Below are 24,838 nucleotides of genomic sequence, written 5' to 3'. Positions count from 1 at the left end.
CAGGCGTTCGGCGGTGTCGTCGTCGATGGCCCGCAGACCGGCCCGACTCGCGATGGCGCGCACCGCCGCGGTGTCGAGGCCACCCAGTTCGAGGCGGCGGCCGGTCACCGCCGCCAGCGCGGCGGCCGAGGCGCGCACGCCCGCGTCGGCCTCGTCACCGCGCGCGGTGACCAGGACCAGGACCGGGCGATGCGCCAGCCACGCCACCAGTTGGCGCAGGATCTGCAGGGTGGCGCTGTCGGCGCGATGGACGTCCTCGAGGATCACCAGCACGGGCCCGTCGACCAGTCGCTGCGCGCAGGCCCGCGCCACCGCCCGCGCGATGCCGAACGGACCGGCTTCCCGCTCCGCCTCCGCGCCGAGCCCTTCGAGCAGATGCGTCCAGGCCCACGCCGCGGGCGCACCGTCGACCTCCGGACACGCGGCCCCGGCGACGGTCCACCCGTCCCCGGCCAGCACCTGGGCCAGGGCCTCACTCTGCGTCGTCTTCCCCGCTCCCGCTTCCCCTTCCAGCCACACCACCCGGGCCCGCCCGTGCGCCACCACCTCGGCCGCCTCGGCGCGCAGCGCCGCCCGTTCGGCGTCGTAGCCGACCGCGTCCGCGCTGAACCGCGCTCGCGGGGCGGGCCGATCCGGACCACCGCCGGCCCCGGCGGCCTTCGCCGCACCCACTCCCCCGACACCCGCGCTCACCGGGGTCGCCGAGGTCGCCGAGGTCGCCGAGGCATCGTCGCCGACAGGTCGCGCCGGGTGTCCGACGCGGTGGTCGGTGAGCGGCTCCGCCTCCGCGAAGGTCACCGGCGGCCCACCGTCGGCAGACCGCACGGCTTCGGTCGAACCGATCGCCGAGCCTCTCGACTCCCCACCACCGGCGGGCTGAGCTTGTCCAGCCGACGAATCCACCAGACCCGGCCGCGCAGGTCCAGCCGACGGTTTCACCGGACCCGGCCGCGCTTGTCGAGCCAACGGTTGCACCGGATCGGTCTGGGCTGGTCCAGCCGATGATTGCACCGAGTCGGCAGGGTGTACCGCGCCGGTCGATCCCGGTACCGAGTCGGCAGAGTGCACCGCGCCGGTCGATCCCCGCGCCCAGTCGGCCGGGCGTACCGCGCCGGTCGATCCCCGCACCGGCTCGGCTAGGTGCGTCGCCCCGGTCGATCCCCGCACCGGCTCGACGAAGTGCACCGCCCCGGTCGATTGCTGCATCGGCTCGGCGGGGTGCGCCGCAGCGGTCGAGTGGGTCGGTGGCAGGTCCAGTTCCGGGGCGTGGGTGAGGATGGCGGTTTCGAGGGCGGCGAGGGCCGGGCCGGGGCGGACGCCGTACTCGGTGTCCAGGTAGTCGCGGACCCGGCGGAGGGTGGCCAGGGCGTCGAGCTGGCGGCCCAGGCGGTAGTGGGTCAGTGCCAGGAGGCGGGCGGCGTTCTCGCGGTCGGGGTGATCGGTGACGTGGGGGTGCAGCAAGGCCAGGGCCTCGTCGGACCGGCCGAGCGCCAGGGCCGCTTCGGCCCGGCGTTCGACGGCGACGCGGCGGAGTTCGTGCAGGCGGGTGGCTTCCGGGACGACCCAGTGGGCCGTCGCGAAGGGAGCGTAGGGCTCACCGTGCCAGCACGCCAGGGCCGCGCCGAGCGCCGCGTAGCGCTGCGCCGGATCGGTGCGATCGCCGTCGGCGAGCAGGCGTTCGAAGTGCCACGCGTCGACCGCGGACCGGTCGAGCCGCAGTGCGTAGCCGGGGGCCTCGGAGATCAGCACGATGGCCGGGGCGCGGGGCGGGCGATCGGGTTCGAGGGCGCGGCGCAGGTAGGAGATGTGGGCCTGGAGGGCACCCAGGGCCTTCGGCGGCGGGTCGCCCGCCCACAGGTCGTCGATCAGGCGATCGGTCGAGACCACCTCGCCGCCGGCGAGCACCAGACGGGCCAGGAGCGCGCGCTGACGCGGTCCACCCAGATCGGCGGGCCGCCCACCCACCTCGACCCGCAACGGGCCGAGCACTTCGATGCGTACGGCGGGCGTGCCGCCGTACGGTCCTTCGTCTTCGATGCGGTCAATCTACCTGGCGATACGCACCCCCGCGAGGCCGATCGCCACACCCTGGGCGACGGTTCCGGGGATGATCCACCAGCCCTCCGCGCCGGGCAGCACCCCGGGCAGCATCGCCGCGACCGTCATCGACAGCGTGCCCAGGATGATCAGCACGCCGGACCAGCGGCCGAACACGGCGGCGGGCCGGATCAGCGCGTACACCGCGAGCAGCACGAACCCGAGCAGCAACGCCAGCGACAGCGGCGCGAGCACCGCGGCCGAGGCGTCGGCGATCTCGGTTGCGGCGTGGTGGTCGAGATGGGTGCTGACGAACACCTCGTGATAGGCCCCGATCGGGATCACCACCGCCAGCCCGGCGAACAGCAACCCGTGCGCGAGGGTGAGCATCTTGCCCGCCCGCTCGTCACCCGGCCTGCGGATGGCCCGGATCAGCGCGGGCAGCCCGACCGCCACCAGCACCGCGCCGACGGCGAAGGTGAGATGCGCGGCCGCCCAGGTGGCCGCCTGCTCGGAGGACTCGGCGTGTTCCAGCGGATGCATGAGGTTGCCCGCCGCCAACAGGGCCGCGCCCACGGCCAGGACCACTGCCCTGCCCCGATCCCGACTCCCCGGCGGGACGGAGCTCGACGTGCGGTCGGCGGAATGCGCTAGCGCGGTGTTGTTCGCCTCATCGGCGGTCTCGATAGTCATGCACAGAGCGTGACCGCGGCCGATTGGCGCCCACTTGCGAACGAATTGCGATCGCCTGGCCCGCGCGCCGCCGCCCGGCACACACGCGGGCCCCGCCTGCCGAAACGGCGTGCGGGGCCCGGTGCTCCGAACTCAGACCGCGACCGGCACCCGGGTGGCGTGCTCGTCGCCTTCGATCAGGTTCTCCGGCTTGTCCCTGATCATCACCGCGATCACCACGGCGGCGGCGAGGAAGAACCCGGCGCCGACGTAGAACGCGACGTCGTAGCTGTAGATCGAGGCGCGTTCGACGAGGTGGTCGATGGTCGGGTTGTCGGTCGCGTAGTTCTTCGCGGCCTGCACCGACAGCGTCGTCAGCAGGGCGGTGCCGACCGCGCCGCCGACCTGCTGAGCCGCGTTGAGCAGCGCGCTGGCCACACCGGAGTCCGCGGCGTCGACCTGATGCAGCGCGACGGCCTGCATCCCGACGAACAGCGGGCCCATGCCGAGCGCGATCAGCAACTGCGCGGGCAGCACGCTCAGCGCGTAACCGTCGCCGTAGCCGAGCTGGGCCAGCCACAGCAGGCCGACGGTGCCGAGCAGCGCGCCGACGACCATCAGCGGACGCGGGCCGAGCTTGGGCATCAGCGCGCTGGTGACTCCGGCCGAGACCGCGATGCCCACCGGGAACGGCAGGAACGCGACGCCCGCTTTCAGCGGCGAGTAGCCGAGGGTGTTCTGGTAGTAGAAGCTCAGGAACAGGAACATCGCGAACATGGCGATCGGGATCAGCAACGCGGCCAGCAGCGCGCCGCCCCGGTTGATCTCGCCCGGAATGCGCAGCGGCAGAAGCGGATTCGACGAGCGCGCCTCGATGACGACGAAGGCGATCAGCAGCGCGAAGCCCACCCCGAGCAGGCCGAGCGTGCTCCCGGCCAGCCAGCCGTCCTCGGCGGCCCGGCTGAATCCGTACACGATCGCCACCAGGCCCGCCGTCACCGTGACGGCGCCGGGCAGGTCGTAGCCGCCCAGGCGCGGCGCGGGCACATCGCGCACGATGACCGCCAGCGCGCCGAGCAGCGCGACGATCGCGACCGGGGTGTTCATCAGCAGCGTCCAGCGCCACGACACGTACTCGGTGAGCGCGCCGCCCACGATCAGCCCGAACGCGACGCCACCGGCCGAGATGCCGGCGAATACCGCGAACGCGCGGGCCCGCTCCTTCACGTCGGTGAACGTCACCGACAGCAGCGACAGCGCCGAGGGCGCGAGCAGCGCGGCGAACGCGCCCTGCAAGCCGCGCCCGAGGAACAGCTGCAAGCCGTCCTGGGCGAGTCCGGCCAGGGCCGATGCGGCGGCGAAGCCGACCAGGCCGATCAGGAAGATCCGCCTGCGGCCGAGGTAGTCGGCCATCCGGCCGCCGAGCAGCAGCAGGCCGCCGAAGATCAGCGTGTAGGCGGTGAGCGCCCACTGTTTGTCGCCCTCGCTGATGCCGAGGTCTTTCTGGGCGAACGGGAGCGCGATCGTCACGACGGTGGCGTCGAGGATCACCATCAACTGCGCGGAGGCGAGCACGGCGAGCGCCCACCAGCGTGTCGAACTCTGTTGTATCTCAGTAGGTTTCGCATCTATTTCGGTGCCGGTCACTGCGGACTCCTAGTCACTCGAAGGCTCGCGCTCAATCCTGACACCGCGAGACAATTGGCGTCAAGAGAAAAATGTCTGACTGCGACATTTGACGTGCGAGGACAGACGGATCGGGTGGGGCGGTAATCTGGAGGAATGCTGGACTCGACCACTCCGATCAGCGCGGACCGGACGACCGAACCCGCAGCCCCTACCGGGCCCGATCGCGCGCCGACCGGCCTGCGCGAACGCAAGAAGCTGCAGACCAAGGCGGCGATCGTGGAGATCGGGCTGAACCTGTGCGACTCACAGGGCTTCGACGCGACCACCGTCGAGCAGATCGCCGCGGGCGCCGACGTCTCCCCTCGCACGGTGAACCGGTACTTCCCGATGAAGGAAGACATCGTGCTCGCCCCGATCGACGACTTCGGGCTCGCCGTCGCCGTCGCGCTGGGCGAGCAACCGCGCACCGACAACGAGCTACAGGCGCTGTGTGGCGCCTACCTGCAGGTCATCGACACCGAGGCCGATGCCGACGGCGTGCGGTTCCTGCGTCAGTTCCTGCAGATGCAGCGGATCATGCGCGCCAGCCAGGCCGTGAACGCGCGGGCGCTCGAGTACGCCGAGAAGAAGAACATCGCGGTCTGCGCGCGACTGGCCGAGCGGATGTCGACGACCCCGGACGACTTCTCGGTCCGGCTGGTGGCAGGCACCTGGCAGATGCTGTGCCACCTCTCGCTCGTCTCGGTCGAGGACGCGTTGCTCAGCTCGACCCCCGAGGCCGCCGCGCTGGTCACCCGCGACGCCGTTCTGCGCGCCTACCACGAGCTTCGGCGCATCTGCGGCGCCCAGCCGGACCCCGACACGCCAGCGGTCGGCACACCGGCGGCGGAGTGATCCACGGCATGAAACCGGGGGAAGTTTCCGCGCGGGCGCAATCGCCGGTTAACATGTCGGCAAGGTCATGAGTACCAGTGCCAAGCCCCGGCTCGCTGGTCGGCAACCCTCCAGCTGCGGTGGGGTGCTCCGGGTGATGACCGGGCTCCCGAAGGCCGGGAGCAAGCGCGCATCGCAGGAGGCCCCCATGTGTTGTTGTCCGTCGATCCAACCCATCTGACGCGAAACACCGGCGAACAACCCTGGAGCTTTTCATGACCGACTCTGCCCTGCCCGAGAACTGGTCCTTCGAGACCAAGCAGATCCACGCGGGCCAGTCCCCCGACGCGGCCACCAACGCGCGGGCGCTGCCGATCTACCAGACCACCTCCTACACCTTCCGCGACACCGATCACGCCGCCGCGCTGTTCGGTCTCGCCGAGCCGGGCAACATCTACACCCGGATCATGAACCCCACCCAGGACGCCGTCGAGCAGCGCGTCGCCGCGCTCGAGGGTGGCGTCGCGGCGCTGCTGCTGGCCTCGGGCCAGGCCGCCGAGACCTTCGCGATCCTGAACCTGGCCAACGCGGGCGACCACATCGTGTCCAGCCCGCACCTCTACGGCGGCACGTACAACCTGTTCCACTACTCGCTGCCCAAGCTCGGCATCGAGGTCTCCTTCGTCGAGGATCCCGACGACCTGGCGCAGTGGCAGGCCGCCATCCGGCCCAACACCAAGGCGTTCTACGGCGAGACCATCGCCAATCCGAGCAGTGCCGTGTTCGACATCCCCGGCATCGCCGAGATCGCGCACAAGGCGGGCATCCCGCTGATCGTCGACAACACCGTCGCGACCCCGTACCTGATCCAGCCGCTGGCCCACGGCGCCGACATCGTCGTGCACTCGGCGACGAAGTACCTCGGCGGGCACGGTGCGGCGGTGGCCGGCGTGATCGTCGACGGCGGCACCTTCGACTGGACCGTGCGCGATGCCGACGGCAACGCCCGCTTCCCCGGCTTCACCGAGCCCGACCCCAGCTACCACGGCGCGGTCTTCGCCGACCTGGGCGCGCCCGCCTTCGCGCTCAAGGCGCGCGTGCAGCTGCTGCGCGACCTGGGCGCGGCGGTGTCGCCGTTCAACGCGTTCCTCATCGCCCAGGGCATCGAGACGCTGAGCCTGCGGGTCGAGCGGCACGTCGCCAACGCCGAGGCCGTGGCGAAGTTCGTCGCCGAGCAGCCGGGCGTCGAGGCCGTGCACTACGCCGGTCTCGAGTCCTCGCCGTGGTACGCGCGGGCCAAGCAGCTGGCCCCCAAGGGCGCGGGCGCGATCGTCGCGTTCGAGCTGCGCGGCGGCGTCGACGCGGGCAAGAAGTTCGTGGACGCGCTCAGCCTCCACAGCCATGTCGCTAACATCGGTGATGTGCGTTCTCTCGTGATCCACCCGGCGTCGACCACGCACTCGCAGTTGACGCCCGAGGAGCAGCTGGCCTCCGGCGTGACCCCGGGGCTGGTCCGGCTCGCCGTGGGCATCGAGGGCATCGACGACATCCTGGCGGATCTGCGCGCCGGTTTCGCGGCGGCGAACACGTGACTGTGAGCACCGAATCGCCGATCGCCCGTCCCGCAACCGGTGTGGCCCTGCTGCCACCGCCGGACGGGCGACTCGGCGTGGTCGCCATCGGGGACGTCGCGCTGGAGAACGGCGCCGTGGTCCCCGATGTGCGGCTGGCGGTGCAGCGCTGGGGCGAGCTCTCGCCCGCACTCGACAATGTGGTGCTCGTCGAACACGCCCTGACCGGTGACTCCCACGTCATCGCCAGCGCCGACAATGCCCAGCCCGGCTGGTGGGAGGGCATGGTCGGCCCCGGCGCGCCGATCGACACCGACGAGTGGTGTGTCATCGCGACGAACGTGCTCGGCGGCTGCAAGGGCAGCACCGGGCCGTCCTCGCTCGCGCCCGACGGCGCGCCGTGGGGTTCGCGGTTTCCCGACCTGACCATCCGCGACCAGGTCACCGCCGAGGCGCAGCTGCTCGATCTGTTCGGGATCGAGCGGCTGGCCGCCGTCGTCGGTGGATCGATGGGTGGCATGCGGGTACTGGAGTGGATCGTCGGACAGCCGGGGCGGTCGGCGGCCGCGCTGGTGCTGGCCGTCGGCGCCCGTGCCACCGCCGACCAGATCGGCACCCAGACCACCCAGATGGCCGTGATCACGGCCGACCCCGACTGGCAGGGCGGCGATTACCACGGCACCGGCCGCGCGCCGATGACCGGCATGGGCCTGGCCCGGCGCATCGCGCACCTGACCTACCGCACCGAAGGCGAGCTCGACCACCGCTTCACCAATCGTCCCCAGGGCGACGAGGATCCGTGGACGGGCGGGCGCTACGCGGTGCAGAGCTACCTCGAGCACCAGGCCGAGAAGCTGTGTCAGCGCTTCGATCCGGCCACCTATGTGCTGCTCAGCGAGGCCATGAACCGCCACGACATCGGTCGCGGCCGGGGCGGGATCGCCGCGGCGCTGGCCGCGACGACGGTGCCGGTCGTGGTGGGCGGCGTCGATTCCGATCGGCTCTACCCCCTGCACACCCAGGCCGAGCTGGCCGAGGGGCTGCCGGGCTGCGCCGGACTCGAGATCGTGCACTCGCGCGACGGGCACGACGGCTTCCTCACCGAGGCCGCCGCGGTGTCCAAGCTGCTCACCGAAACCATGCGGCTGGCCCGCGAGAACCGCTGACGGCCGGGCCTTTTCAGTCCCGTGTCGTCCCGGCCAGCAGGGTCATGATCGAGCGCACATAGGCCTGCAGCCGTTCGCGCGGATACTCCTCGGGTTCGCTGACCGCGAGCCTGCCGAGCATCTCGGCGACCGTGAGGGTCGAGTTCGCGAGCAGTGCCGCGTCCATCGCCGCCCAGCGCGGTGACATCGCGATGCCCACGCGGACAAGGGCTTCCGCGCGGGCCAGGATCTCCGCCCTGGCCGCCGTCAACGCCGCGCGATACTCGTCCGGCGCGCTCGCCGGGGTCGCCAGGATCAGCCGCCAGCGGGTCGGATTCGCCAGTGCCACACCGACGAACGCCTCGACGGTCGCCGAGGCGGCGGCGAGCGGCTCGGTGTCGACCAGGCTCTCCGGCAGTGTGTCGGCGATCTGCTCCAGACCGCGTTCACGTTCGCGTTCCAGCAGCGCTTCGACGAGGTCGGCACGGGTCTTGAACACGGTGTAGAGCACCGGCTTGCCGACGCCGGCCTCCTGCGCGACGGCCTCCATGCTCAGTTCGTGCAGTTCCCTGCGCTCGAGCACGGTGAACGCGGCGTCGAGGAGCTGGGCGCGGCGTTCGTCCGGTGGCAGGCGCGGGGCATAGCGGCGCCGCGGTGGTCGGTCCTGCGTCGCGGTCACGCGCTCCTCCTGTCGTCGCCTGGACGATACCCCGGTACCGGGCTCCCGGCACCAATCCTACGCAACCGTTGTATTCGTTTCGAGCGATTGCTACGGTGGTGTTGTATTCATTTGCGAGGGCTTCCTCGGCAACTGCAAAGGAGCAGGTGCAATGACATTCGATGCGTCGACTCTGCGTCGCGACGACTACGGCTTCTTCGGCCCGGACTCCCCCACCTGGAAGGTGTGGGCGGCACCGACCGCGCTGATCGGGTTCCAGCGCGCGGTCACGCTCGAGCACTTCGACCCCTTCCTCACCGCCGCGGTGGCCGATTCGCACGGGATCTACGACAATCCCGCCACCCGCCTGGACCACACGCTGTCCTACTTCCTGCTGGTCGCGCTCGGCGACGGCCGCACCGCCATCCAGGCCGCCGAGCACCTGATGAAGGTGCACGCGCCGATGACCGGCATCGAACCGATCAGCGGCAAGCGCTACAGCGCCAACAGCCCCGACTCCCAGCTGTGGATCCACGTCACCGGTTGGCATTCGGTCCTCAAGGCCTACGAGATGTTCGGCCCCGGCCCGCTGAGTCCGGCCGAAGAGGACCGATACTGGGCCGAGTGCGTGATCGCCGCCGAACTCCAGACCTGCAAGCCCGCGGATGTGCCGCGCAATCGTGACGAGGTGCGCGCCTACTTCGCGCGGGTCCGGCCGCAATTGTGCGTCAGCGAGCGGGCCGTGCGGGCCATGCACTTCCTGCTGTGGCCGTCGGCGAGCAAGGGCATGACGTTCGCCGTCGGTGGCCGCGTGCTGTCGCTGGCGACGATCGCGACGCTACCCACCTGGATGCGCGAGCTCGGCCGGTTCGATCGGCCGGGCATCGTCGACGCGTCGGCGCGGCTCCCGTGGAAGGCGCTCGTGTGGGCCACCGCGCGCCGCGACAACCGCGGACTGATCCTGGCCAGCCCGTTCGTCGCGAAGACGACCGGACAGATCCTGGCCGCGCACGCCGCCGCCGCCCCGCCGCGCACCCGGTCGACGATCAGCCCCGCCGAAGCCCGTGAGCGCTACGGCAACACCGGCACCCGCAGCCTGTGGGAACAGCGGGTCGTCGAGTCCGCCTGATCGCGTCGACCGATCATGGCGCCGTCGCGTGCCTGGCCTTCTCGATGCGATTGATGTTCGTCTCGACCCATTCCCGCAGTGCCGCGATCGGCTCGCGCAGGCTGTGGCCGAGATCGGTGAGCGTGTACTCGACTCGCGGCGGCACCGTGGGATACACCGTGCGCGCGACGAATCCGTCGTGCTCGAGCTGACGCAGGGTCTGGGTGAGCATCTTCTGGGAGATGCCGTCGATGCGTCTGCGCAGATCGGTGTAGCGCAGGGTGCCCTCGGCGAGGGCGTCCACGATCAGCACCGTCCACTTGCCTGCGATGTGGTCGAGGACCTCGCGGGTGGGACATTTGGCCGAGTAGACGTCGGCGGGCAGGCCGGTGGCCTCGTGAATCGTGCGCACCTCACCGAGTCTAACGCACAAAAAGGTGCCTACTTCCCAATGGAGAGTGACTCTTCGATAGTAGGAATCATGAACACACAGACACTTTCGGTCACCGAGGCCATCCGCACCCGTCGCACCGTCCGCCACTACCGGCCCGAGCCGCTCGATCCCGCACTGCTCGACGAACTGCTCGAGCTGGCCGTGCAGGCGCCGAGCGCCTGGAACATGCAGGACCGCTCGATCGTCGTCGTCACCAGCGAAGCGGGCCGCAAGGCGCTCTCGGCGGCGGCGTTCGGTCAGCCGCAGCCGCTGGAGGCGCCCGCGGTGCTGGTGTTCGTCGCCGATCCGACGGCCTGGACCGGTGCCAACGCCGATATCGCCGAGCAGGCGACGCGCAACGGGGCGTGGAACGAGCAGTTCCTGGCGAAGTTCGACTCGCGCGCCGACTATCACTCGATGCGCGAGCGCGGGCTGCTGCGCGAGAACGCCGTGAAGAACGCGATGATCGCGGCCACCTACGTGATGCTCGCCGCGACCGGGCTCGGACTCGACTCCGCGCCGATGAACGGTTGGGACGAAGCGCTGGTCAAGCAGGCGATCGGCATCGACGCCGACGCCGAGACCGCGATCGCGGTCATGGTCGCCGTCGGCTACGGCGCGGGCACGCCGCCGCACCCCGGCCGCAGGCCGCGGGAGCGCGCGGTGTTCACCGAGCGCTATCTCAGCTGACGCCCAGGGTGTTGATGGTGGCGGCGAGGAAGACGATGGCGCTGCCGAGCGCGGTCAGGGTGGCCACGTCGAACGGACGGCTGCGGACGGCGAGCAGGCCGACCTGCACCGTCGGCAGGCACAGCCGGAAGGCGGCGGCCACCAGGGCCGCGCTGCCGAAGATGATCGCGCCGCGCCGCCACCGATCCCAGGCGACGAACACGATCGCGACCAGGATCAGCGCGCTCACCACGGTCATCGGCAGGTGACTGCGCAGGTACTGCTCCCCCGCGCTCAACCGCACGACCCGATGCTTCCCGGTCGTCTCCGCCTTGTTCACGGCCCCGATTGTTCCAGACGCGGCCGCGCGGCGGGCGGCCCGCGCCCGATCGGTGGGGCGAACCGGGCGCGCGAGCCCGGCATGACAGAGTGATGCGCTGTGCTGCACCTGATCTTTCACAACCCCGTGATCCCGCCCAACACCGGCAACGCGATCCGGCTGGCCGCGGGGACCGGTTGCGCGCTGCATCTGATCGAGCCGCTCGGCTTCGACCTCTCGGAGTCGAAACTGCGCCGGGCCGGGCTGGACTATCACGACCTCGCGGTGGTGACGGTGCATCCCGACCTGGCCACGGCGTGGGCGGCCATCGCGCCGGACCGGGTGTTCGCGTTCACCACCCAGGCGACCACCCGCTTCACCGAGGTCGCCTACCGCGACAACGACGCCCTGCTGTTCGGCACCGAACCGACCGGCCTGCCCGCCGAGGTCCTCACCGACCCGCACATCACCGACCAGGTCCGCATCCCGATGCTGCCCGGCCGCCGCTCGATGAACCTGTCCAACGCCGCGGCGGTCGCGGTCTACGAGGCCTGGCGCCAACTCGGCTTCCCCGGCGCCGTATAGCAGTCGCTCGAGCGCGACACGAGCGAGGGAGCCGATCGCGAATCGATCCTGAGCGCGCTGGACGACGCCCGTGGCGAGTGAGGAGTACGTGCTCGACGCCTCGGCCGCCTCGACCGCGTTGCTGCGCAAGGACGCCGTCGGGACCGCCGTCGGACGGCTGATCGAGGCCAGCACCTGCCACGCGCCACATCTCATCGATGCCGAAGTCGGTACTGTGCTGCGCCGCCATGAGCGCAAGGGCCTGATCGACCCCGATACCGCCACGATCGGCCTGCGCATGCTGGCGACGATGGTCGATCGGCGCTATGCCAACCAGGGATGGCTCAGCGAGCAGGACTGGCTGCTCCGTCACACGATCACCTTCTACGACGGCCTCTATGCCGCGCTGGCGGCACGACTCGATGTTCCACCGCTCACCAGCGACGCGCGGCTCAGCAGAACACCCGGATTGCCGTGCCGGGTCGAAGTCATCGACTGAGCTCCGGCGTCAGTCGTCGATGTCGAAACGCTTGAAGCGGGAGGTGGCGCCGCCGGTCAAGCGCACCGCCGATTTGGCGACGCCGAAGTGGTCGGCGAGGAGTTCGATAGCGGCCTTGTTGGCCTTGCCCTCGACGGCCGGGGCGCGGACGTAGAGGGTGAGGGTGCCGTCGTCGGCGACTTCGACCAGTGGGCCTTTACGGCTGTTCGGTTTGATCGTCGCCCGTACGGTCGGCATCGGTCGGTTCCTCCTCGGGTGTCTGCGCGGCCGCAGGGGTTTTCGCGACGGGCGGCGCGGGGCGGCGACGGCGCAGCGCGGTCCGCAGCACCAGCCAGATCACCCCGCCGAGGACGGCGAGGAAGCCGAGCCACGGCACCGCCTTGCCCGCGAAGACGACGGCGTCGTGGAGCCAGTCGATCAGCGAGTTCCACCCGGCGACGATGCCGTCCCAGAAGTTGTCCGGATCGCCGGGGGCGTCCTTGTCGTCGGCGGTGAAGGTGAGGGTGAGCGTGGACAGCGCGACCTGGTCGTCGAGGGAACGCTTCTGCGCGGTGAGACTGTCGAGTTCGCCCTGCCTGCTGGCCAGCGCCTCCTCGGCAGCGATCAGGTCGGCGGTGTTGGTCGCGCCCGCCATGAGCGCGCGCAACCGGTCGACCGAGGCGCGCAGGGCGCTGATCCGGGCGTCGAGGTCCTGCCACTGCATGGTGACGTCGTCGCGATTGGTGCTCACCCTGGTGACGGTGCCGACCCCGTCGAGCCCGGTGATGAAGGCATCGGTCTTGTCCGCGGGCACCCGCACGCTGAGCACGGCGCGCGGCGCGCGGTCGTCGGTACCCGGCTGTTCGGTGCGGCTGTCGATCCGCCCACCGAGCACACGCACCTGCTCGGTGACCTGCGCCGCCGCGCCGATCGGATCACCCGAGGTGACATCGACCGACCCGGTGATCACCTCTTTGCGGTCCGAATCCGGTGGCGCCGGACTCTCTTTCGCCGGCGCCCCCTCCCGATACCCCGGCGCCACCGCCGCGGCGGGGCCCGAGATCGTCGGCGAGGACGCGTGATCGGCCGGACTCTCGCTCACGTCGTTCCCACACCCGGCCAGCAATACCAGCCCGAGCACCCCGACCATCACCACCGCAAGCTTGCGCATGATCGCAGCGTAATGCGCGAGCGGCCCGAGCGGGCCCACCCGCGGATCTACACGTCGGCGGGCAGGACGCGGAACGCGTCGGCGAGGTCGAGCCGAAGGCCCTCGTACTCGGCCCGGATGAGCTGGGCCGCGGCGAGATCGCGGTGCACGAGCTGGTCCAGCTCGGCGAGATCACCGCAGTCGCAGGTCAGTGAGTTCGGTGGGCGTAGCGGTCGAGTTCGGCGAGGCGGTCGTCGAGGCGGGGGTGGGTGGCGAGCAGGGTGGGGACCTCGGTGAGGTAGGCGGAGCCGGGAAACGTCGAACGGTCGTACACGAGTCGCAGGACGTGGCGGAAGTCGTCGAGGTAGCCGAGGTCGACGACAACGCGGTCGGCCAGGAATTCGAGGCGCTGCGACAGCCGGGGCCGGATCAGCGGCTGGAGAGCGGCCAGAGCCAGGGCGAGTGCGGAACCCCAGGGGCCGAGCAGCAGTGCGAGTGCCGCGAAGAGCAGGCAGGCGGCGGTGCCGTAGGCCAGGACGGCCGGGGCCGCGAGCAGCGTGGTCGCGGCGGCCACACCGAGAGCGGAATAGCGCAGGGCGGCGATCACGCGGTTCGAGAATCGCAACAGGCGCGGGTGCAACGGAACCATCAACCGGTCCGCCGGCGCGAAAACAGCGCGTACCAGCCACTCGAATGGCCACCGATACCACCGGATCACCGACCGCCAGGTGGCGGTGCCCTGCAGGCGATGCCCGAGTTCGTGGGCGATCAGCGCTTCGAGCTGCCGCTCGGTGAAAGCCTCGACGGCAGCGCGGGTGACACTGACATAGCCGCTGGCGTTGACGGCTCCGTTGACGGCCTCGGAACGCATGACCCACACCGTGGTCGTGGCGGCGGGCACACCGGCGGCCTCGGCGACCCGCGCCCACGCGCGGTTCACCCGGTCGTGTTCGTCCGGCAGGTCCCGTTCCGACGACAGCGCCATCGCCCCCAGCAGGAGCCGGCGCCAGCCCAGCATCACCGGGCCCGACGCCACCCACAGCACGGCGACCAGCACCGCGACCCAGTTCGCCGACAGCGCCGCGATTCCCACCAGCAGCCAACCGCTCAGCACGATCGATGGCAGCGACGCCAGCAGATCCACCACGGCCCAGTGGTAGCCCTGCCGGTAGGTCACCGACAGTGCGTTCAGTTCGGAGTGCGACATGCGGCCCCCACGATTCGATGCTCCACTTCCTTGATACCGCAGCGATTCCCGGATGTCCGGCATCGATTCGGCAGTGGTTCAACGGAAGTCGCGGGAGCGGGCGGCGATGGTGAGGTCGAGGTGTTCGAGGTGGTCGGCCAGGACACTGGCCGCGCCCTCGGCGTTCTGGACGCGGCCGCGGATCAGCAGTGCGGTCGCGTTCTGGGCCAGCCGGCGGTAGCGGGCCCACAGACCCACCGAGCAGACGACATTGACCATGCCGGTCTCATCTTCCAGGTTGAGGAAGGTGACGCCCGCCGCGGTGGCTGGACGCTGCCGGTGGGTGACCGCGCCCGCGACCAGGATGCGGGTGCCGTCTTCGACGAGCAACAGGTCGGCGGCCGGGACGACACCGAGCGAGTTCAGGTGCGCGCGCAGGAATTCGGTGGGATAGCTGCCGGGCGAGATGCCGCTGGACCAGACGTCGGCGGCGGCGAGTTCGAGTGCGCTCATGCCGGGCAGGGACGGGGCGACGGTCGCCGGTCCGGTACCGGGCAGCAGGTGCGGACGCTCGCCCGCCGCGGCACCCGCGGCCCACAGCGCGGCCCGGCGCACGCTGCTGCCGCGCCCGGTAACCGGGCGTTCGTCCGCCCGATCGGCCGACTCCGCCGGTACACGCACCGTCGCACCCGCTCGATCCACCGGCGTGACATCGTCGACCGCGCGCGCGGCGGCTCGACTCGTCCCGGTCGCGGCACCGCGAAGTCGCTGCTCGCCGGACCCGGGCACCGCATCGACCAGGCGGTCCAGCGCCCCCGCGGTGGCCAGTGACTCCGCCTGGGCGACAGTCAGTTCCACGCGTCCGGTGAGGTCGAGCATCGACGTGAACGGGCCCGCCTCGGTGCGCTCGGCGACGATCCGCTCGGCGAGATCGGTGCCGATGTGGCGGACGCCGGACAGGCCGAGCCGGATCTCGGTGCCCACGTTCTCCAGGGTGGCCTCGGCCAGGCTGGCGTTGATGTCGGGCCCGTGCACCAGCACACCGTGGCGGCGGGCGTCGGCGACCAGCGACTGCGGGGAGTAGAAGCCCATCGGCTGGGCGCGCAGCAGTCCGGCGCAGAACGCGGCCGGATGATGCAGCTTGAACCAGGACGAATAGAACACGATCGAGGCGAAGCTCTGCGAATGACTCTCCGGGAAGCCGAAATTGGCGAAGGCGTAGAGCTTCTCGTAGATCCGGTCGGCGACGGCGCCGGTGATGCCGTGCAGGTCGCGCATGCCCTGGTAGAGACGGTCCTTGAGCCGTTCCATCTTCTCCGGTGAGCGCTTGGAGCCCATCGCGCGGCGCAGCTGGTCGGCTTCGGCGGGGGTGAACCCGGCGACGTCGACCGCCATCTGCATCAGCTGCTCCTGGAACAGCGGGACGCCCAGCGTGCGTTCGAGCGAATTCTCCAGCGCCGGATGGTCGTAGACGACCTTCTCCAGCTTGTTGCGCCTGCGGATGTACGGGTGCACCGACCCGCCCTGGATGGGACCGGGCCGGATCAGCGCCACCTCCACCACCAGGTCGTAGAAGGTGCGCGGCTTCAGCCGGGGCAGCGTCGCCATCTGCGCGCGCGACTCCACCTGGAACACCCCGATCGAGTCGGCGCGCTGCAACATCTCGTAGACGGCGGGTTCGGCGAGATCGAGCGCGTGCAGTTCGACCTTCTCGCCCTTGTGCTCACGCACCAGGTCGATCATGTAGTGCAGCGCCGAGAGCATGCCGAGGCCGAGCAGGTCGAACTTCACCAGGCCGACGGCGGCGCAGTCGTCCTTGTCCCACTGCAAGACGCTGCGCCCCGCCATCCGCGCCCACTCCACCGGGCACACGTCGGCGATCGGCCGATCGCAGATCACCATGCCGCCGGAGTGGATGCCCAGATGCCGGGGCAGGCCGTCGAGCTCGCCGGCGAGCTCGAGCACCGGTGCCGGGATATCGGTGCCCTGCTCCGCCGACACCCCCGACCAGCGGCTCACCTGTTTGCTCCAGGCGTCCTGCTGCCCCGGCGAGAAGCCCAGCGCCCGTGCGGCATCGCGCACCGAGGACTTGCCGCGATAGGTGATGACGTTGGCCACCTGGGCGGCGTAGTCGCGGCCGTACTTGGCGTAGACGTGCTGGATGGCCTCCTCGCGCCGATCGGACTCGATGTCGACGTCGATGTCGGGCGGGCCGTCGCGTTCGGTGGACAGGAAGCGTTCGAACAGCAGCTCGTTGCGCACCGGGTCGACATTGGTGATGCCGATGGCGTAGCAGACCGCGGAGTTGGCGGCCGAGCCCCGGCCCTGGCACAGGATGTCGCTGCGCTTGCAGAAGTCGACGATGTCGTGCACCACCAGGAAGTACCCGGGGAAGGTCATCTTCTTGATCACCGCGAGCTCGTGCTCGATCTGCGCGTACGCCTTCGGATTCCGCTCCGGCGGACCATAGCGCTCGGCCGCGCCGCGATAGCTCAGCTCGCGCAGCCACGAATCCTCGTCGTGCCCGGCGGGGACCTCGAACGGCGGCAGTTTCGGGGCGATCAGGCGCAGGTCGAAGGCGCACTCGCGCGCCAGTTCCGCCGCGTTGGCCACCGCGTGCGGGTACTCGGCGAACAGCGCGGCCATCTCCGCGCCGGAGCGCAGATGCGCGCCGCCGGTGGACGGGAGCCAGCCCGCCATCGCGTCCAGGCTGCTCCTGGACCGGATCGCGGCCAGCGCCATGGCTCGGCGACGCTGGGCGGGCGAGGCGAAGTGCGCGCCGGTGGACGCCAGGACCGGCAGTCCGAGGCGGTCGGCGAGCGCGACCAGGTACTCGTTGCGCTCGTCGTCGGTGGCGATGCCGTGGTGGGTGAGTTCGACGCTCACCCGGTCGGCGCCGAAACGTTCGATCAGCTCACGCAGCGCCGCGTCGGCTTTCGGCAGCCGGGTGTCGCCCGCGCGCAGGTCCTGTTCCATGGCCAGACGCAGATGCCCCTTCCGGCACCCGGTCAGAATGTGCCAGTGACCCGCAGCGGCGGCGGTGAGCGTGTCGAGGTCGTAGCGCAGGACGCCCTTCTCCCCGGCTGCCATGTGCGCCGCCGACATCTGCCGCGACAGCAGGCGATACCCTTCCTGCCCGCGCGCCAGCACCAGCAGGTGCGGCCCGTTCGGGTCGGGAGTCCCCGTGCGCGGCAGCGCGTCCGGGGCGTCGGCGTGGCCGCCGACCGCACCCCGGGGATCACCGATCGGCCGCAGCCCGCCCCGGGGAACAGAACGGCGCCTGACCGCATCCCCTCGGCCAGGCGCCGCCTCCGCATCGGTTCCCAGTGACAGTTCGGCACCGAAAACCGTTGGCATTCCCCATTCTCTGGCCGCCTCGGCGAACCGGACGGTCCCGTAGAACCCGTTGTGATCGGTGAGCGCGAGCGCCTCGAGCCCCAGGCGCACCGCCTCCTCCACCAGTTCCTCCGGCTGACTCGCGCCGTCGAGGAAGCTGTAGGCGGAATGGGCGTGCAGCTCGGCGAAGGGCACCGTCGACACGGTGGGCCTGGCGATCGAGTTCGCCTCGTACGCACCGCGTTTGCGCGACCAGGCCGGGCTGTCACCGCCGTCGCCGGGATGCATCTCCTCGGCCGGACGGCGGGACGGCCTGCCCGACAGCACCCGTTCCAGTTCCGACCAGGTCGGCGGACCGTTGCTCCAGCCCACGCGCCCACTCCTCTCACGGCCCCCGCATCACCCGCACCTCCCACTCGATCGCGGTTGCCCGACCCCTCAACTCGCGGGCAAACGCTCCATCGATTGCGACTCCAGCGCGGCCTCCACATGCCCCAGACCCGACCGGATCACCGCGCCGTAGGCATCGTTGGCGAGCACGTCCAGGTGCCCGCGCGCGATGGTCAGCTGCATCCGCGCCATGTCGAAATCACCGACGCGACGGTGACTGTCGGCCAGATTCAGATACAGCGAGGGCAAGAATCCGCGCAGTCCCTCGTCCAGCGGAACGCCCGGCCCGAACACCGCGGCCAGCGCCCGCTGATCCCAGAGCAGCGCGCCCTCCGGCAACTCCTGCACATCCGCCAGGTGATGCGCGATCACGCAGCGATGCAACGGGTCGCCGCCTTCCCCTACCTCGTCCCAGAGCCTGGTCAGCGCCGCGCGCGCCGCCTCCGGGTCGCCACCGCCGAGCCGCACCGCGGCATAGATATCCGCCATCCGATCGTCCGCCATGTGGCCCAGTATCGCACATACGTTCGAATGTTGGCGAGAGGTGTTCGAACATATTTTCGAGTTTTTCGCCAGACCTGGTCCCGGAACTTACTTTGGAGTAAGTTCGAGGGAACGAGCTGCAAAGGAGCAGTGATGTCACAGGTTTCTCCCGGTACACAGGGCCGTCGCGGTCGGCGGCGGCACGATCTGACCGGCAGTCATGTCGTGATCACGGGCGCGTCGTCCGGGATCGGGCGCGCCGCCGCGCTGGCGGTCGCCGACAAGGGCGCCGTGGTCTTCCTCCTCGCCCGCCGCGGCGACGAACTGGGCGCCGTGGTCGCCGAGATCGTCGACGCGGGCGGCCGAGCCCACGGCTATCAGTGCGACGTCACCGACGCCGAGTCCGTCGAGTCGACCGTCGAGGCGATCCTCGACCAGCACGGCCACGTCGACATGCTGGTGAACAACGCGGGCCGGTCCATCCGCCGCGCCATCCACCGGTCCACCGATCGCCTGCACGACTTCGAGCGCACCATGGCGGTCAACTACTTCGGCGCGCTGCGGATGACGCTGGCGCTGCTGCCGCAGATGCGCGAACGCGGCTTCGGTCACATCGTCAACATCTCCAGCGCCGGCGTGCAGGTCGCCACCCCGCGCTTCTCCGCCTACCTCGCCAGCAAGGCGGCGCTGGACAAGTTCACCGAGGTCGCCGCCGTCGAAACCCTGGCCGACGGCGTCACTTTCACCACCATCCACATGCCGCTGGTGCGCACCCCGATGATCGCGCCGAGTGGCGACCAGGGCCCCTCCGAATCACCGGAGTGGGCCGCCGCCACCATCGTCCGCGCCCTCACCGAGCGCCCCAAGCGCATCGACGTCCCGCTCGGCACCTTCGCCGAGTACGGCGCGCTGCTCACCCCCAAGCTGCGCGACCGCATCCTGCACCGCTACTACCGCGCCCTGCCGGACTCCCCCGCCGCCAAGGGCGAATCGGTCGACCCCGCCGAACCGGCCGTCGAACCGACGGCGCCGCGAACGGAGCCGAAACCGAAGTCGGCGGCGCGCAAGGCCACCGGCAGCGCCCTGCGACGCGCCGCGCGCTGGGTGCCGGGTACCCATTGGTGAGTCGCGCGAAAGCTACTGTGTAGCAGCTGAATTCGCCCGATTTCCCGAGTTCGTGGCGACGCGGTCGGCGTAGCCTGGAGCCATGGCGGCGAATCACTCGGGCCCTGCGACGGTCGAGACCATCGGTAACGATTTCTACGACGATCCGCACTCCTACTATCGCCGATGGCGGGAGCGCGGGATCGTGCATCGGGTGCGGTTTCCGGACAACATCGTCCGGTGGGTGGTCCTCGACTACGCGGTGGGCCGGGCCCTGCTGGCGGATTCACGGCTGCACAAGGGCATCGCGGAACTCGCGGCGACCATGGCGAGCCGGACGGGGACACTGGTCGACAGCCGGGCGCTGGTGCTGTCCGATCACATGCTCAACACCGACGAGCCGGGGCACACCCGGCTGCGCAAACTGGTGAACAAGGCCTTCACCACCCGGCAGGTGGCGGTGCTGCGACCGCGCATCCAGGAGATCACCGACGCGCTGCTCGACGGATTCGCCGCCGAGGACGAGGTAGACCTGATGGCCGCCTTCGCCACTCCGCTTCCGGTGGCGGTGATCTGCGAGCTGCTGGGCGTGCCGTTCGCGGACCGCGACCGTTTCCAGGCCTGGACCCGACTGCTCGTCGGCGTGCACCGGCTCACCCAGGACGGCGCCACCGCCGCGATCGAGATGCACACCTACCTGTCGGACCTGGTGCGCGCCAAGCAGGAGCGGCCCGCCGACGATCTGCTCTCGCGGCTGGTGCTCGCCGACGACGACGGCGACCGCCTCACCGACCAGGAGCTGGTGGCGATGGCGTTCCTGCTGCTCGTCGCCGGACACGAGACCACGGTCAATCTGATCGGCAACGGCACCCTCGCGCTCCTGCGCGCGCCCGAACAGTGGCGGGCGCTGCTCGACGATCCCGCCGGCGTGCCCGCGGCGGTCGAGGAGTTCCTGCGCTTCGACGGCCCGGTGAACATGTCCACCGAGCGCGTCACGGCCGAGCCGATCACGGTGGGCGACATCGAGATTCCCGCGGGCGAGTTCGTCCACGTCGCGCTCGTCGCGGCCAACCGTGACCCGCACCGGTTCCCCGACCCCGACGATCTCCGGGTCGACGGCGCGGCGAACGGCCACCTCGCCTTCGGCCACGGCATCCATTTCTGTGTCGGCGCGCCGCTGGCCCGGCTGGAGGCCGAGATCGCCTTCACCGCGCTGCTTTCCCGTTTCCCCGCCCTGACGCTCGCCCCCGACGCCCACGATCCGCGGTATCAGACGAGCACCCTCATCCGCGGACTGACCGAACTACCGGTGCGCCTGCACTGACAGTTCCTCCACCGCGGCGGTTTCCAGGTAGGTGGCCGGTTTCGGCGCGCCGCCACAGCTGGCCTTGCGGGGCGGAGCGGGGACCGTGCGGGCGGTGACGCGCCAGCGGCGGCCGTCGCGATGGGTGACGACGGCGGCGCCGGCCAGGGTCGGGTCGGCGGTGTGGCTCGAATCGGGCTCGACGACCAGGGCGTCGGCGGGCAGGGCCGGGAACCGCTCGCGGACAGCGACTTCGGCGAGCTGGCCGATCGGGTCGTAGCAGCTGCGGCCGCGCAGGCCGGTGAGCGAGACGGCGCCGGTGTCGGCGGCGGCGAGCATGGCCTCGGCGGCGTCGGCGTCGACGCGGCCGTAGGTGAGACCGGACGGGAGCAGGACGACGGCGGGGGCGAAGCGGTGGCCGCCGGTGTGCGAGGCCTCCCAGACGCGGTCGGGATGGGCGGCGCCCAGGGTGGCGGCGATCGGGCGGCCGAGCCGGGCGCAGCACTGGTCGCGTTTGCCGTGCGCGCACACCAGGACCAGCGGCTCGTCCACGCGCGCACCGATTCCCGGCGGTGGGCCGTCGACCAGATGCAGGTCGATGTCGAGGAGCTGACGCAGGTCGGTGATCTCGAACCGCTCGCACCAGGAACCCTCGGGGCGCGAGCTGACCAGCAGCACGGTGCGGGTGCCGGTGAACTCGTTGCGGCCGGGACGGCGGATGAGGGTCGGGCGGACCTTCGCGGCGGTGGTGCGGGCGGCCAGTTCGGCGGTGATCTCCGGGCCGAGCACCTCGTCACCGATCACGTCGTGGCCCCAGGCACCGGGATGCTCGATGCACAGCCAGCCGGTGACATGCGCCGCGGTGCCGAGCAGGGACAGCTCCGTCGCGGCCACCGAGCACGACATGCTCTCGAACGGGTTCATGACGGCTCCTTCCACGACCGATGTCCGGCCGATCCGGAACAGGCGTCGTTTCACTGTAGAACCGGCGCCGGAGCCAGCGGTAAGGGCACCCTGTGTTCGGTCATTCGTAGACGCCCTCGGCGTGCCAGGCGGCGGCGTCGTAGACGAGCAGCACGGCCCTGATCTCGGTGGGTTCGGCGTCGAGCTGGACCTGGGCGCGGGCGGCCGGACCCGCCTGCTCGGCGGCGGCCCACCAGCGCTCGTCCACCGGCCACGGGCCCGCCCAGCCGAGCAGTGCCCACTGCCTGCGACCCCAGTGCAGGCGGGCCGGGTCGGCGGTGAACAGGCCGCGGTCGGTGACCTCGACGGCGGTGCCGTCGGCGGCGGTCAGGTGCACGATGGGCCGGTGCAGGAGCAGCAGTGTCGGCGCGGGCTCGGGGAGCCGGCCGGGCCAGGGCTGAGACGGGTCGGTGGCCGGGGTGAGCTCGTCGCCGAGGGCGATCATGGTGATCCGCTCGGCGGGACCGCGCCCGCCGCTGAGCACGCCGACGCGCACCGCTTCGCCGCCGAGCAGGCCCTGCACCCGGACCAGCGCGCGGCGGGCCCGTTCGGTCTCCTCGCCCTCCCCGCCCCACAGGCCGAGTTGCAGCGCGCCCGCCGCGACCACCTCGACCGGTTCCAGGCGCAGCGCGACGATCGGCGCGGTCGGGCGATCGCGATGGGTGAGCCAGCCGTCGAGCTGCCAGCGGATGCGGTCGGCGGTGTCGAGCGGGGTGAGCGGGCGCGCGCAGCGCCAGATCCGCGAGAGTTCCTCCCCCGCCTCGGTGCGCGCGGTGACGGCCAGCCGGGTGCAGGCGACACCCGCGGCGGTGAGGGCGGTGTGCAACCGGGTCGCGAGGGTGCGGCCGGCGAAAGCGGCGGCGTCGACCCGGTCGATCGGCGGATCGCAGTCGAGGTCGACGCTCAGCTCCGGCGGTGGCCTGCGCGCGGAGGGCGCCCGCTCCGGCAGGGCGCGGGCGAGGCGGTGGGCCAGCACCGCGTCGGCGCCGAAGCGGGAGGCGACGTCGGCGGGGGCGAGCCGGGCGAAGTCGCCGACCCGGCGTAATCCCAAGCGGTGCAACAGGTCGACCAGATCGGCGCGTTCCGGCGGGGCCAGCGCGGATTCGGCCGCCAGCTCGGCCACCGGGAGCGGCGCCAGATAGCGGGCGCCGCCGCCGACCGGGACGAACGCGGCGCGGCGGGCCGCGAGCACCGCGGTCGACAGGGCGTCGGCGATGCCGATCTGGGCCTCGGCGCCCGCCACCGCCACGGCGTCGATCAGCTGGACCGCCGCCGCTTCCTCGGAACCGAAAAACCTGGTGACGCCCCGCGCGCCGAGCACCAGCAGGCCAGGGCGCAGCACTTCGACACCGGGCACCGTCGCGTCGACCGCGCAGGCGATCGGTTCGAACAGCCGGGCGTCCCGGTCCGGATCGGCCTGGGCGACCACCAGATCGGGGCAGCGCGACTGCGCCTCCCTGCGGGTCACGCCCTCGCGCACACCCTCGGCCCTGGCGATCGCCGACGCCGACACCACCCGGTTCCCGTGCAGCACCGCCACCGGACGATCCGCGGGCACCCCCGCCGCCGCGGCCGCCGCCACCGCGGGCCAGTCCGGACACAGCAACGCCAGCACGCGCTCGGCCCGCGTCATCGGCTGTCCCCGACGCGACGACCGTCGGCGGCCGGATGTCCACCGCTGGTCAGCGTTCGCCACCGGCGGGGGAACCGCCCCGGCCGACCGCCGGGACGCGGCTCCGGCGCGGAACCACCGGTCGAGGCCGATGACAGCCTCGGCGCCGTCGCCACTGTCGTCGCGGGCTCGGGGCACACCGTGATCGGTCGAGCCGCCGTGCGGCGGCCCGGGCTCGGCGGGGCCGTCGGGCAGGCGATCGGCGCCTGACCGGATGGCCGCCGCCGGCCGGTCACGACACGGCCTCCCGCAGGTCGGCCGCCGCGCGGGTCTCCGCTTCGCGGGCGAGCCATTCGGTGCGACCGGCCTTGGCGCACAGGTCTATCCGGCCGTGCCGGGGTGGGCCCGCCTTGGCGCTGACGCGCACGTCCAGGCAGACCGAACGCAGGCGGCCGCGGCCCGGGCCGAGACCGCGATAGCCGGTGACGCGGGTGTCCAGGCGCAGCGACGGATTGGTCCAGGTACCGCCCGCGACGACCAGGGTGGCGCCGCGGTTGCGGGCGCGGGCGGCGAGGACCCGGCAGCGGGCGGGTGGGACGGCGACGCCGTCGAGCCCGAGGACGACCAGATCGAGGCCGTCGAGCAGGACGGCGGCCACCTCGCCCGGATCGGGGCCGGGATCGGGGATCACGGCCAGCCGGGACAGCTGCGCGCCCATCTCGGCGGCGGCCAGCAAACCCAGCCGGGGCAGGCCGACCACCGCGGCGTGGCCACCGGCTCCGGTCACCGCGGCGAGCAGACCGGACAGCAACGAGTGCGCGCCGGTATAGGCGACCACGGCACCCTTGGGCAGGCCACCCTCGGGCAACAGTTCGGCGAGCGGCGCGGGCACCGGCAACAGATCGCGACGTAATGGCTGTTCACGGGGGATGTGCCCGGTGGCGGACTCGCCTCGGCCCGGTACCGCGGCCATCCGCCTGCGCAGTTCGTCGAGCGTGCGCGCCCGGGCCGCCACCTCGGGCGACAACGCATCCGAACCCATCAACACCACCTACTTCCACGATGGACCCGCGAGCGGAGAACCGCCCGGCACCGGAACGGCAGCACCGTTTCAGCTATCGATCGTATTCGAATATACGTTCGATCGCGACCAGG

General features: G+C 71.4%; 23 protein-coding genes and 1 riboswitch. Of the genes, 9 read left to right on the top strand and 14 right to left on the bottom strand.

Annotated elements, in window-relative coordinates:
- From ATM97_RS34265 to ATM97_RS08200, 3 genes are all read right to left on the bottom strand, one after another.
- Positions 1 to 1,989: BTAD domain-containing putative transcriptional regulator (locus tag ATM97_RS34265; protein ID WP_308248413.1), on the bottom strand; the 1,989-nt coding region annotated here is incomplete at its 3' end.
- 57 nt (positions 1,990 to 2,046) lie between these two features.
- On the bottom strand, positions 2,047 to 2,730 hold the full coding sequence (locus ATM97_RS08205) for a hypothetical protein (protein WP_218717347.1): 684 nt from the start codon (positions 2,728 to 2,730) through the stop codon (positions 2,047 to 2,049).
- A gap of 132 nt (positions 2,731 to 2,862) precedes the next feature.
- Entirely contained in the window at positions 2,863 to 4,284 is a 1,422-nt protein-coding gene (locus ATM97_RS08200) for an MFS transporter (protein WP_308248412.1), read from the bottom strand.
- 207 nt (positions 4,285 to 4,491) lie between these two features.
- On the opposite strand from ATM97_RS08200, the gene ATM97_RS08195 reads away from it, so the two are divergent.
- The 3 genes from ATM97_RS08195 (at position 4,492) to ATM97_RS08185 (ending at position 7,948) form a co-directional block, all read left to right on the top strand.
- A complete protein-coding gene (locus ATM97_RS08195; RefSeq protein WP_218717345.1) occupies positions 4,492 to 5,232 on the top strand; it encodes a TetR family transcriptional regulator in 741 nt (246 codons plus the stop codon).
- 63 nt (positions 5,233 to 5,295) lie between these two features.
- Positions 5,296 to 5,406: riboswitch (SAM riboswitch) on the top strand.
- Between the two features lie 80 nt (positions 5,407 to 5,486).
- Positions 5,487 to 6,803 (top strand): bifunctional o-acetylhomoserine/o-acetylserine sulfhydrylase, encoded by a 1,317-nt coding sequence (locus ATM97_RS08190; protein WP_218717344.1) that lies wholly within the window; start codon positions 5,487 to 5,489, stop codon positions 6,801 to 6,803.
- Entirely contained in the window at positions 6,800 to 7,948 is a 1,149-nt protein-coding gene (locus ATM97_RS08185; RefSeq protein WP_218717343.1) for a homoserine O-acetyltransferase, read from the top strand. The genes ATM97_RS08190 and ATM97_RS08185 overlap by 4 nt, the downstream gene beginning before the upstream one ends.
- A gap of 13 nt (positions 7,949 to 7,961) precedes the next feature.
- On the opposite strand, the gene ATM97_RS08180 is transcribed toward ATM97_RS08185, so the two are convergent.
- On the bottom strand, positions 7,962 to 8,606 hold the full coding sequence (locus tag ATM97_RS08180; protein WP_218717342.1) for a TetR/AcrR family transcriptional regulator: 645 nt from the start codon (positions 8,604 to 8,606) through the stop codon (positions 7,962 to 7,964).
- A 151-nt stretch (positions 8,607 to 8,757) separates the two neighbouring features.
- On the opposite strand from ATM97_RS08180, the gene ATM97_RS08175 reads away from it, so the two are divergent.
- Positions 8,758 to 9,714 carry an oxygenase MpaB family protein gene (locus ATM97_RS08175; RefSeq protein ID WP_218717341.1) on the top strand — a complete coding sequence of 319 codons (957 nt, stop codon included), beginning with the start codon at positions 8,758 to 8,760 and terminating at the stop codon, positions 9,712 to 9,714.
- Between the two features lie 13 nt (positions 9,715 to 9,727).
- Here the strand turns inward: ATM97_RS08175 and ATM97_RS08170 are convergent, their stop codons facing one another.
- On the bottom strand, positions 9,728 to 10,105 hold the full coding sequence (locus tag ATM97_RS08170) for a helix-turn-helix domain-containing protein (protein ID WP_308248411.1): 378 nt from the start codon (positions 10,103 to 10,105) through the stop codon (positions 9,728 to 9,730).
- Between the two features lie 69 nt (positions 10,106 to 10,174).
- Here ATM97_RS08170 and ATM97_RS08165 point away from each other — a divergent pair, with 69 nt between their 5' ends.
- Positions 10,175 to 10,816: a nitroreductase family protein gene (locus tag ATM97_RS08165; protein WP_218717340.1), complete on the top strand. Its 642-nt coding sequence runs from the start codon at positions 10,175 to 10,177 to the stop codon at positions 10,814 to 10,816.
- Here ATM97_RS08165 and ATM97_RS08160 read toward each other — a convergent pair.
- A complete protein-coding gene (locus ATM97_RS08160; RefSeq protein WP_308248410.1) occupies positions 10,809 to 11,135 on the bottom strand; it encodes a DUF3017 domain-containing protein in 327 nt (108 codons plus the stop codon). The two genes, ATM97_RS08165 and ATM97_RS08160, sit on opposite strands and share 8 nt — an antisense overlap.
- 99 nt (positions 11,136 to 11,234) lie before the next feature.
- On the opposite strand from ATM97_RS08160, the gene ATM97_RS08155 reads away from it, so the two are divergent.
- Both ATM97_RS08155 and ATM97_RS08150 read left to right on the top strand, forming a co-directional pair.
- On the top strand, positions 11,235 to 11,699 hold the full coding sequence (locus ATM97_RS08155; protein ID WP_218717339.1) for a tRNA (cytidine(34)-2'-O)-methyltransferase: 465 nt from the start codon (positions 11,235 to 11,237) through the stop codon (positions 11,697 to 11,699).
- Between the two features lie 70 nt (positions 11,700 to 11,769).
- Positions 11,770 to 12,177 (top strand): type II toxin-antitoxin system VapC family toxin, encoded by a 408-nt coding sequence (locus ATM97_RS08150; RefSeq protein ID WP_218717338.1) that lies wholly within the window; start codon positions 11,770 to 11,772, stop codon positions 12,175 to 12,177.
- Between the two features lie 9 nt (positions 12,178 to 12,186).
- Here the strand turns inward: ATM97_RS08150 and ATM97_RS08145 are convergent, their stop codons facing one another.
- The 5 genes from ATM97_RS08145 to ATM97_RS08125 all read right to left on the bottom strand — a co-directional run bounded on the left by ATM97_RS08145 (position 12,187) and on the right by ATM97_RS08125 (position 18,722).
- Positions 12,187 to 12,414, bottom strand: coding sequence for a DUF167 domain-containing protein (locus ATM97_RS08145; protein WP_218717337.1), 228 nt, complete (start codon positions 12,412 to 12,414; stop codon positions 12,187 to 12,189).
- Positions 12,374 to 13,327, bottom strand: a complete 954-nt coding sequence (locus ATM97_RS08140; RefSeq protein ID WP_218717336.1) for a DUF4349 domain-containing protein — start codon at positions 13,325 to 13,327, stop codon at positions 12,374 to 12,376. The genes ATM97_RS08145 and ATM97_RS08140 overlap by 41 nt, the downstream gene beginning before the upstream one ends.
- Before the next feature lie 187 nt (positions 13,328 to 13,514).
- The gene (locus ATM97_RS08135; RefSeq protein ID WP_218717335.1) at positions 13,515 to 14,513 is read right to left on the bottom strand and encodes a M48 family metalloprotease; all 999 of its coding nucleotides are present in this window, start codon (positions 14,511 to 14,513) and stop codon (positions 13,515 to 13,517) included.
- 78 nt (positions 14,514 to 14,591) lie between these two features.
- The gene (locus ATM97_RS08130; RefSeq protein ID WP_218717334.1) at positions 14,592 to 18,200 is read right to left on the bottom strand and encodes an error-prone DNA polymerase; all 3,609 of its coding nucleotides are present in this window, start codon (positions 18,198 to 18,200) and stop codon (positions 14,592 to 14,594) included.
- A 66-nt stretch (positions 18,201 to 18,266) separates the two neighbouring features.
- Positions 18,267 to 18,722, bottom strand: coding sequence for a hypothetical protein (locus ATM97_RS08125; RefSeq protein ID WP_218717333.1), 456 nt, complete (start codon positions 18,720 to 18,722; stop codon positions 18,267 to 18,269).
- Between the two features lie 132 nt (positions 18,723 to 18,854).
- Between ATM97_RS08125 and ATM97_RS08120 the strand changes: the two genes are divergently transcribed.
- On the top strand, positions 18,855 to 19,826 hold the full coding sequence (locus tag ATM97_RS08120) for an SDR family NAD(P)-dependent oxidoreductase (protein ID WP_218717332.1): 972 nt from the start codon (positions 18,855 to 18,857) through the stop codon (positions 19,824 to 19,826).
- Between the two features lie 82 nt (positions 19,827 to 19,908).
- Positions 19,909 to 21,129: a cytochrome P450 gene (locus ATM97_RS08115; protein ID WP_218717331.1), complete on the top strand. Its 1,221-nt coding sequence runs from the start codon at positions 19,909 to 19,911 to the stop codon at positions 21,127 to 21,129.
- Here ATM97_RS08115 and ATM97_RS08110 read toward each other — a convergent pair.
- The 3 genes from ATM97_RS08110 to ATM97_RS08100 all read right to left on the bottom strand — a co-directional run bounded on the left by ATM97_RS08110 (position 21,109) and on the right by ATM97_RS08100 (position 24,725).
- Positions 21,109 to 22,032, bottom strand: a complete 924-nt coding sequence (locus tag ATM97_RS08110) for a sucrase ferredoxin (protein ID WP_218717330.1) — start codon at positions 22,030 to 22,032, stop codon at positions 21,109 to 21,111. The genes ATM97_RS08115 and ATM97_RS08110 overlap by 21 nt on opposite strands.
- A 100-nt stretch (positions 22,033 to 22,132) precedes the next feature.
- Positions 22,133 to 23,704 (bottom strand): DNA polymerase Y family protein, encoded by a 1,572-nt coding sequence (locus ATM97_RS08105; protein ID WP_218717329.1) that lies wholly within the window; start codon positions 23,702 to 23,704, stop codon positions 22,133 to 22,135.
- Positions 23,705 to 23,975: 271 nt separating this feature from the next.
- Entirely contained in the window at positions 23,976 to 24,725 is a 750-nt protein-coding gene (locus tag ATM97_RS08100) for a hypothetical protein (protein ID WP_218717328.1), read from the bottom strand.
- Positions 24,726 to 24,838 lie beyond the last annotated feature (113 nt).

The sequence above is a fragment of the Nocardia sp. MH4 genome (assembly GCF_019266065.1).
GTDB lineage: Bacteria > Actinomycetota > Actinomycetes > Mycobacteriales > Mycobacteriaceae > Nocardia > Nocardia canadensis.
Note: the sequence above shows the minus strand (reverse complement) of the source record. Positions and strands in the feature narration are given on the sequence as shown.